Genomic DNA, 9,183 nt, shown 5'->3' on the forward strand with positions numbered 1-9,183 from the left:
TCAATCAGACAGCAAAGCAAGGCAGAACCGGAGGAACAGCATGGACATGCAAACAGCGAGTCCAACGCAGACATCGCCACAGGCTCAATCCCCTGACCCTGGAGCGTGGACCCTGGAGAAGGCTCGGGCACTTCACGATGCCCCCTTCAACAATCTCCTCTTCCTCGCGCAAACCGTGCACCGCCAGAATTTCGATCCCAACAAGGTCCAGCTCAGCCGGCTGCTCAGCATCAAGACGGGCAGATGCCCGGAGGATTGCGGCTATTGTAGCCAGTCGGCGCATCACGAGACCGGCCTGAAGGCGTCGAAGCTGATGGAGGTCAGGCGCGTCATCGTCGAGGCGAAGAAAGCGCGTGACGCCGGCGCAACCCGCTATTGCATGGGCGCGGCCTGGCGAAACCCCAAGGCGCGCGACATGGATGCGGTCGTGGCGATGGTCGAAGGCGTCAAGGCGCTGGGCATGGAGACCTGTATGACGCTCGGCATGCTCGATCTTGAGCAGGCCGCTCGAATGAAGCAGGCTGGTCTCGACTACTACAACCACAACATCGATACGTCGGAACGCTACTATAGCGAGATCATCAGCACGCGCAGCTTTGCCGACCGGCTCGAGACGCTCGAGCACGTTCGCCAATCCGGCATCAAGGTCTGCTGCGGCGGCATTGTCGGCATGGGCGAGGAGCCGGTGGACCGGATCGACATGCTGGTGACGCTGGCCAATCTGCCGGAACATCCGCAAAGCGTTCCGATCAACATGCTGATTCCGATCGCCGGCACCCCGCTTGCCGACGCCAAGCCGATCGAGCCGATCGAATTCGTGCGCGTGATCGCGCTGGCGCGCATCATGATGCCGAAATCGCATATCCGACTTTCGGCCGGCCGCACCGCCATGACCGACGAGATGCAGGCGCTGTGCTTTTTTGCCGGTGCCAATTCGATTTTCGTCGGGGACACGCTGCTGACGGCGGACAATCCCGGCGAGGACAAGGATACCCTGCTGTTCCGGCGCCTCGGCATCGAGCCGATGGAACTCGAGGCGCAATGAACGGGGCACCGCTTGCCCGCTATGAGGCGACCTTGCAGGGACTGGCGCGCAAGGACCGGCTGCGGACGCTGAAGCCGCGCGCCGGCCTCGACTTCTCGTCGAACGACTATCTCGGGCTTGCCGCCTCCAAAAGACTTGGCGAATCGGTTGCGGCGGCGATCGCGCGGGGCACGTCGGTTGGCGCCACCGGGTCGCGGCTGTTGCGTGGCAACGCGCCGGAGCATGAGGAATTGGAGGCAGACGCGGCGGCATTCTTCGGGACCGAGCGCGCGCTGTTCTTCGGCAGCGGCTACATAGCCAATTTCGCTCTGCTGACCGCCCTGCCGCAGAAGGGTGACCTGCTGATCCTCGACGAACTTGCCCATGCCAGCATGCGTGAGGGTGCACAGGCCGGGCGCGCCGAGGCCAGGCTGGCCGGGCACAACGACGTCGACGCTGTCGAGGATGTCATCACCCGCTGGCGCGCCGAAGGCGGCATGGGGCGCGTCTGGATCGCGGTCGAAAGCCTTTACAGCATGGATGGCGACCGCGCGCCGATGGAGAGCCTCGTCGCGCTTGCCGATCGGCACGAGACGTTCCTCGTCGTCGACGAGGCGCATGCCACCGGTGTCTGGGGACCGGATGGCCGCGGCCTTGCCGCCGCTTTCGAGGGCCGGGACAACATCATAGCGCTCCATACATGCGGCAAGGCGCTCGGCGCTTCCGGCGCGCTGGTCACAGCGCCGCGAACGCTGTGCGACTATCTCGTCAACCGATGCCGGCCATTCATCTACGCTACTGCGCCATCGCCGCTGATGGCGGTCGCGGCGCGCGAAGCGCTCGCAATGCTCGCCGACGAGCCCATGCGCCGTATTCAGCTGCATGAGCGGGTCGCTTTCGCGAGCCGCCAGTTGGTCGAGCGCTGCGGCGTAAAGCCCAGCGGCTCGCAGATCCAGCCAGTTGTCATCGGCGACGTCAGCCGCGCAATGGCGGTGGCGGCGGCACTGCAGGCCCGCGGCTTCGACATACGCGGCATTCGTCCGCCGACCGTGCCCGAGGGCACGTCGCGGCTGCGCATCTCACTGACGCTCAATATCGGCGAAGCCGACATTTCCGCCATGGTCGAGGCGCTGGTCGAGGTGTTGGCCCAAACATCACCGGAGGCGATATGACCCAACGCATCGTCATCACCGGAACGGATACCGGAGTTGGCAAGACCGTGTTTGCGGCTGGGCTCGCCGGTTTGCTGGACGGCTTTTACTGGAAACCGGTGCAATCGGGCCTCGACGGCGAGACCGACAGCGAGGTTGTCGCGCGGCTTGCCGGCTTGCCCTCAGAGCGCGTGCTGCCGGAAGCCTACCGCTTGCGGAGCCCGCTGTCGCCGCATCGTTCGGCCGAGATCGACGGCGTGGCGATCAAGGCTGCCGATCTTGCTTTTCCCGTCCTACCGACGCCGCTCGTCATCGAAGGCTCCGGCGGCCTAATGGTGCCGCTCAACCGGCGCACAAGGTTAATCGACATCTTCGCTGAATGGCGGCTGCCCGTTATTCTGTGCGCCCGCACCACACTCGGCACCATCAACCACACCTTGCTATCGGTCGAGGCGCTCCGCGCCCGCTCCATCCCGTTGGCGGGCATCGCTTTCATCGGCGAGGAGATGGCCGATACGCAACGGACCATCGTGGAATTCAGCGGTGCGCCGCAGCTCGGCAGGCTGCCGCACCTCGATGTGCTGACGGGCAAAACACTGAGGGACGCAATGGTTGCCGGCTTCGCCTTCGCCTCGATTACTGGAGGTGACTGATGTCGCAGTCTCATGTGTGGCATCCCTTCACCCAGCACGCGCTCGAGCCTGCGATCCCAGAAATCGTCCTGACTGAGGGCGCCTATCTCCACAGGGCCGACGGCGCCCGCATCCTGGACGCCATCTCCTCCTGGTGGGTCGTCACACATGGCCACCGCCATCCCCGCATCATGAAGGCAATCGAGACAACCGCGTCGAGCCTCGACCAGATTATCTTTGCGGGCTTCACGCACGAGCCGGCAGAGCGCTTGGCCAAGGCGCTTGTCGGCCTCGCTCCCGCTGGACTCGACTGGGTGTTCTATTCCGACAGTGGCTCGACCTCAGTCGAAGTCGCGCTGAAGATGGCGCTCGGTTATTTCCGCAACATCGGCGCGCCGCGCTCGCGCATCGTCGTCATGGAGCACAGCTATCATGGTGACACGATTGGAACGATGAGCGTCGGTGCGCGTGGCGTGTTCAACGCCGCCTACGAACCCTTGCTGTTCGAGGTCGACATCATCCCCTTTCCGGCCGCGGGGCACGAGCAGGAGACGCTGGATCGTTTCGAGGCTGTGACCCGCGATCGACGAGCCGCAGCCTTGATCGTCGAGCCGCTGGTGCTGGGCGCCGGCGGCATGCTGATGTATCCAGCATCGGTTCTGGCCGAATTGAAGAAGATCACTGAGGCCTCCGGCTCGCTGCTGATCGCCGACGAGGTGATGACCGGCTGGGGACGCACCGGAACCATGTTCGCCTGCGAGCAGGCATCGATTTCTCCAGATATCCTGTGCACCTCCAAAGGCTTGACCGGCGGCACCATCCCGCTGGCCGTAACGCTTGTCACCGATGCCATCTTCCGGGCGCACTATTCCGAGGACCGGAAGAAGACGTTTTTCCATTCGAGCTCCTACACCGCCAATCCGATTGCCTGTGCGGCAGCACTCGCCAATGTCGAGATCTGGCGCGACGAGCCAGTGGCCGGGCGGATCACGGCCTTGAGCGTGATGCAGGCCGTCGGGCTTAGACGCTTTCGGGACAATCCATATTTTGCCGACTGTCGAGCCACGGGAACGATCGCGGCGCTCGACCTGCGAACCGGTTCCGCAGGTTATCTCGCCGAGATTGGTCCGAAGCTGCGCGCTTTCTTCCTCGAGCGCGGACTGCTTGTGCGCCCGCTCGGCAATGTCCTCTACCTTCTGCCACCCTATTGCATCGCAGGCGACGAGCTCGAACGACTCTATGACGCCATCGAGGAGGCCGGGGAACGCTTCGGGTCCAGGCCATGAGCAAGTCGTCGCGCATTCTCGGACTTGGCCATCACGTGCCTGGGCGCAAGGTGGCCAATGCCGAGATCGAGAGCAATCTCGGCCTCGAGCCGGGCTGGATCGAAAGGCGTACCGGAATCCGTTCGCGCTTCTGGGCAACGGACCAAGACACGCTGTCTGGCTTGGCCACGCAAGCCGGCGACATGGCTTTGGCGAACGCCGGTATTGCGCGCCACGACATCGGTCTGCTGTTGCTTGCCACCTCGACGCCCGACCATCTTCTGCCGCCAAGCGCGCCGCTGGTCGCACACAAGCTTGGCCTTGGCCGCGCAGGCGCGGTCGATCTGACCGGCGCCTGCGCCGGCTTCATCTATGCGCTCATGTTTGCGGACGGGTTCACCCGCCTGCATGGCAAACCAGCGCTGGTCATCGCCGCCAACATCCTCAGCCGCCGCATCAATCCAGCCGAGCGCGCGAGCTCAGTCTTGTTCGCCGATGCCGCCGGCGCCCTGGTGATCGGTCAGTGCGATGATGCTGATCGGGGCATTCTCGGTGCCTCGGTGGCTTCGGACGGCTCGCGCTACGGGCTGATCCAGATTCCCGCAGGAGGAAGCAACACGCCGTTCCATGGCGACCTCGACCTCGGGCAGACCCGGATGACGATGACCGACGGGCCCGAAGTGTTCGCAAAGGCCGTCGAGATGATGACCGATTGCTCGACAACCGCGCTAGCCACTGCGGGAGTGCGGCCACACAATGTCGGCCGGTTTGTGCCGCATCAGGCCAATACTCGGATTTTCGGCGCGGTCGGAAGAAACCTTGGCATTGCGGACCAAGCAATTGTCAAGACGATTGCCGAATACGGCAACTCTTCGGCCGCGACGGTCCCGCTGTCGCTCTCGCTCGCCAACCAGATGAAGCCATTCCAGCCAGGAGAGAAAATCCTTCTGGCGGCGGCGGGTGCGGGTCTCAGCGGCGGCGCTCTCGTGGTTGGAATCTAGCCGGCCGGCTCACGCGCGCAGGATTGGTCATGAATGGCAATAGGAGCAACAGAACCAATGCCAAAATGGCCTTCTGAAGCTCGACATGACCAAGCTGACGCAGCACGACCCGTGCGAGCCTCTGGATGAGTTCAAATGCAACACCCGTCGTACCATCTGAATAAAGCTCAATTACAAAGGGTGAGCCGCCCCATATATGTCGGATACCCGACATTGTTCACTAAAAGGCTCGATGCTTACACGCTCTTTGCTGGCTGCTCTTTGCTGTCTTCTCTTTTCTCTTTGCTCTTTGCTCTTCCGTCTTGACTAGCAGGAGCCTGCGGCCTATCTCACTGCCGCGTTAGCACTCGCTTCGGCTGAGTGCTAGGCATGCTCCGGCAACGGAGCACCGTTCAACATCCGCACCAGGGAAATCCAAAAATGGCAAAGTCGAAGTTCCGCCCGCTTCATGACCGCGTGGTCGTTCGTCGGGTCGAATCCGAATCCAAGACCGCGGGCGGGATCATCATCCCCGATACGGCTAAGGAAAAGCCGCAGGAAGGCGAGATCATCGCCGTCGGTTCCGGCGCCCGCGACGAGGCCGGCAAGCTCGTCCCGCTGGACGTCAAGGCCGGCGACCGCATCCTGTTCGGCAAGTGGTCGGGCACCGAAGTCAAGCTCAATGGCGAAGACCTTCTGATCATGAAGGAATCCGACATTATGGGCATCATCGGCTGATTATCGGCCTCACCGTCAACTGAATTTCGGGCTTGATCGCAAGCCCCTGCCAGGAGCTAAAAAATGGCTGCCAAAGACGTAAAATTCTCCCGCGACGCCCGCGAGCGCATGCTTCACGGCATCAACATCCTCGCCGACGCGGTGAAGGTGACCCTCGGTCCCAAGGGCCGCAACGTCGTCATCGACAAGTCGTTCGGCGCACCGCGCATCACCAAGGACGGCGTCACCGTCGCCAAGGAAATCGAACTTTCCGACAAGTTCGAAAACATGGGCGCGCAGATGATCCGCGAAGTTGCTTCGAAGACCAACGACATCGCCGGTGATGGCACCACGACCGCGACCGTTCTGGCGCAGTCGATCGTCCAGGAAGGTAACAAGGCGGTTGCCGCCGGCATGAACCCGATGGACCTGAAGCGCGGCATCGACCTGGCCGTGACCGAAGTCGTCGCGGCTCTCGGCAACGCTGCCAAGAAGATCAAGACCTCCGAGGAAGTTGCCCAGGTCGGCACGATCGCCGGCAATGGCGATGCTTCGGTCGGCTCGATGATCGCTGAAGCGATGCAGAAGGTCGGCAATGAGGGCGTCATTACCGTCGAGGAGGCCAAGACCGCCGAGACCGAGCTGGAAGTCGTCGAAGGCATGCAGTTCGACCGCGGCTATCTCTCGCCCTACTTCGTCACCAACGCCGACAAGATGGTTGCCGAGCTCGAGGACGTCTACATCCTCCTGCACGAGAAGAAGCTGTCCAACCTCCAGGCGATGCTGCCGGTTCTCGAAGCCGTCGTGCAGACCTCCAAGCCGCTGCTCATCATCTCGGAAGACGTCGAAGGCGAGGCTCTGGCCACGCTGGTCGTCAACAAGCTGCGCGGTGGCCTGAAGATCGCCGCCGTCAAGGCGCCGGGCTTCGGTGATCGCCGCAAGGCCATGCTGGAAGACATCGCCATCCTCACCGGTGGCCAGGTCATTTCGGAAGACCTCGGCATCAAGCTCGAGAATGTCGGCCTCAACATGCTTGGCCGCGCCAAGAAGGTGTCGATCTCCAAGGAGAACACCACCATTGTCGACGGCGCCGGCAAGAAGGACGAGATCCAGGGCCGCGTTGCCCAGATCAAGCAGCAGATCGAAGAGACCACGTCGGACTACGACAAGGAGAAGCTGCAGGAACGTCTGGCGAAGCTCGCGGGCGGCGTCGCGGTGATCCGCGTCGGCGGCGCGACGGAAGTCGAAGTCAAGGAAAAGAAGGACCGCGTCGACGACGCCCTCAACGCGACCCGCGCGGCCGTGGAAGAAGGCATCGTTGCAGGCGGCGGCGTCGCACTGCTGCGCGCTTCGGCCAACATCAAGGTCACCGGCGTCAATGCCGACCAGGCTGCCGGCATCAACATCGTTCGTCGTGCACTGCAGGCTCCGGCCCGTCAGATCGCTTCGAACGCAGGTGCGGAAGCTTCGATCGTTGCCGGCAAGATCCTCGACAACAAGGGCGCGACCTACGGCTACAACGCCCAGACCGGCGAATATGGCGACATGATCGCCATGGGTATCCTCGATCCGGTCAAGGTCGTGCGCACTGCCCTCCAGGACGCGGCCTCGGTCGCCGGCCTGCTCGTCACCACCGAAGCCATGATCGCGGAGGCTCCGAAGAAGGAGTCAGCTGGCGGCGGCATGCCTGGCGGCATGGGCGGCGGCGGTATGGGCGGCATGGGCGGTATGGATTTTTAATCCAGCCCCTATCAACTTACAGCGGACAGGGCGGCAGCAATGCCGCCCTTTCCTTGTGTGCCGAACATGATCGAAACCTTGGAGTGCGTCCCGAGGATCTCGTTCGAGCCTCACCGCATGGTCGAGAATTAGGATCTTGTCCGATCGAGCAATTCGCGGGCTCAACCTGGTCAAACCGGCGCCCCCTACGAACTGCCCGATCCTTGAGGATTCCGCTGCGCGACAATCACGATGCTTCATTCAGTTGGTAGCTATAGGCGGTGAATCATGAGGGGCATTGAGGAGCGTGGCAAGGCGCCCATCTCGGCATTTAACTCCATCGAGCGTGATATCAGGGACAATTCTCTCATCGGAACCGGCGGCTGGCGTTGAAGGACCCGGTGAATCATCCTGTTCTATAGTGGAGCAGACGCGCTCTGAGCCTCAAGATCAAGCGTTTCCTCCTCTGAGTATCCTTGATCTGCCGCTGGACATTCTCGTTGATATTGCTGAGCGGCTCAGCCCGATGGATCTGCTGAGGATTTCGCACACAAATCAAGAGCTGCGTGTCGCCGCGATGATAATCGCAACGCCTCAAGAAAGGCGGATTCAGGTTCAGGCCATCTGTGGCAGCCCTTGCAACCGGGCTCCAGCAGCGTCTCGTCGTCGTGGCCGAGGGGCCTCGTGACCCCGACGACTGCGCTTCGGCCTTGTGGGGCCTCGGAGCGGGCGTGGCAGCGCTTGCACCCGAGCTCCAGCGGCGTCTCATCCTCCTCGCCGAAGGGCTTGAGCCCAGGTCTCAGACCATTGCCCTGGAGGGCCTCGGAGCAGGCGTGGGTGGCGGACATAGCAGCCTGTCCCATACCTATGAATACGTTTGGCTGAAGCAGACCGATGGCTGCGCGTCGAAGCCGAAGCCGTCGAGTTCGCGGACAAACGGGAACTGCGCGATCTTGCTCGACATGAGCGTGTCGAGCTGGTCGCGGATCGCCGTCAACTTCAGCCGATCCAGGATTGCGATCAGCAGGTCATGATCTAGGGTCGTCATCACCAGCTCCCTCCGGCCACCGCTTCGTACTCGGCGAGTGGCCGCAGCAAGGTGGCCGGGGGTGATCTTGATCCGCTCGGCGCGCACCGGCCCTTCGAAGCCGGCAACGCCGACAAAAGGCTCTGTCGCAAACCTGGAAATGGGGTTGTGAACGGCCATTTCGGCCTGTCCGTCAGGCAGCGAGGAGATCGAAACAGCGATCGACAGACTTGTAGGCATACCTCGCCTGTCGCTTGCCCATCATGTGGATCATCTCGATGCCGGAGAGGATAACCACGTCGTTCGCATGCGACTTGAAGCCGAGCATGGATCGAATGCGGCTTGATACGCCGGTGATCCGTAAGCGGGTAGCTGATGCCGTTCAGCGCTGGTAGTTCCAAGGCATAAGCGCCTCGATATCGCTGTTTGGCCAGCCATTGGCGATACGCTCGAGGGTCTGGGTGAGCCAGGCGTGCGGATCGACCTGGTTCATCTTGGCGGTGGTCAGCAGCGTGGCGATGGTGGCCCATGTCCGTCCGCCGCCGTCGCTGCCAGCGAAGAGGCTGTTCTTTCGGGTAATTGTGAAGACTGATTCATTATGCACCCCCTCTTCAAATGGCGGAAAACAGCGATTCCTGATTGTCGTCGTTGATGCGACGCGGAGTATT

8 protein-coding genes and 2 pseudogenes are annotated in these 9,183 nt (G+C 62.4%); 7 read left to right on the forward strand and 3 right to left on the reverse strand.

Translation table 11 applies throughout. The annotated features are described in order from the left end of the window. The first annotated feature begins 46 nt into the window (after positions 1-46). From bioB to groL, 7 genes are all read left to right on the forward strand, one after another. Positions 47-1,045, forward strand: coding sequence for a biotin synthase BioB (gene bioB / locus NKJ72_RS27690; RefSeq protein ID WP_352480294.1), 999 nt, complete (start codon positions 47-49; stop codon positions 1,043-1,045). After that, positions 1,042-2,196, forward strand: coding sequence for an 8-amino-7-oxononanoate synthase (locus NKJ72_RS27695; RefSeq protein ID WP_352480283.1), 1,155 nt, complete (start codon positions 1,042-1,044; stop codon positions 2,194-2,196). Before bioB ends, NKJ72_RS27695 begins: the two co-directional genes overlap by 4 nt. After that, the gene (bioD, locus tag NKJ72_RS27700) at positions 2,193-2,828 is read left to right on the forward strand and encodes a dethiobiotin synthase (RefSeq protein WP_352480284.1); all 636 of its coding nucleotides are present in this window, start codon (positions 2,193-2,195) and stop codon (positions 2,826-2,828) included. Before NKJ72_RS27695 ends, bioD begins: the two co-directional genes overlap by 4 nt. Then, positions 2,828-4,093: an adenosylmethionine--8-amino-7-oxononanoate transaminase gene (locus NKJ72_RS27705; protein WP_352480285.1), complete on the forward strand. Its 1,266-nt coding sequence runs from the start codon at positions 2,828-2,830 to the stop codon at positions 4,091-4,093. Before bioD ends, NKJ72_RS27705 begins: the two co-directional genes overlap by 1 nt. Next, positions 4,090-5,073 (forward strand): 3-oxopimeloyl-[acyl-carrier-protein] synthase BioZ, encoded by a 984-nt coding sequence (bioZ, locus tag NKJ72_RS27710; protein ID WP_352480286.1) that lies wholly within the window; start codon positions 4,090-4,092, stop codon positions 5,071-5,073. The genes NKJ72_RS27705 and bioZ overlap by 4 nt, the downstream gene beginning before the upstream one ends. A 420-nt stretch (positions 5,074-5,493) precedes the next feature. Further along, positions 5,494-5,790, forward strand: a complete 297-nt coding sequence (gene groES / locus NKJ72_RS27715; RefSeq protein WP_006203049.1) for a co-chaperone GroES — start codon at positions 5,494-5,496, stop codon at positions 5,788-5,790. Between the two features lie 63 nt (positions 5,791-5,853). Next, positions 5,854-7,509, forward strand: coding sequence for a chaperonin GroEL (gene groL, locus NKJ72_RS27720; protein WP_352480287.1), 1,656 nt, complete (start codon positions 5,854-5,856; stop codon positions 7,507-7,509). Between the two features lie 868 nt (positions 7,510-8,377). Here groL and NKJ72_RS27730 read toward each other — a convergent pair. The 3 genes and pseudogenes from NKJ72_RS27730 to NKJ72_RS27740 form a co-directional block, all read right to left on the reverse strand. Beyond that, positions 8,378-8,536 (reverse strand): annotated as a pseudogene (locus NKJ72_RS27730) (ATP-binding protein); the annotation flags it as partial. A 172-nt stretch (positions 8,537-8,708) separates the two neighbouring features. Further along, positions 8,709-8,874, reverse strand: a pseudogene (locus tag NKJ72_RS27735) (IS6 family transposase); the annotation flags it as partial. 23 nt (positions 8,875-8,897) lie between these two features. Next, positions 8,898-9,183 (reverse strand): transposase domain-containing protein (locus NKJ72_RS27740; RefSeq protein ID WP_352480289.1); only part of this gene is annotated, 286 nt, incomplete at its 5' end.

The organism is Mesorhizobium sp. M0045 (assembly GCF_040323385.1).
Classification (GTDB): Bacteria; Pseudomonadota; Alphaproteobacteria; order Rhizobiales; family Rhizobiaceae; genus Mesorhizobium.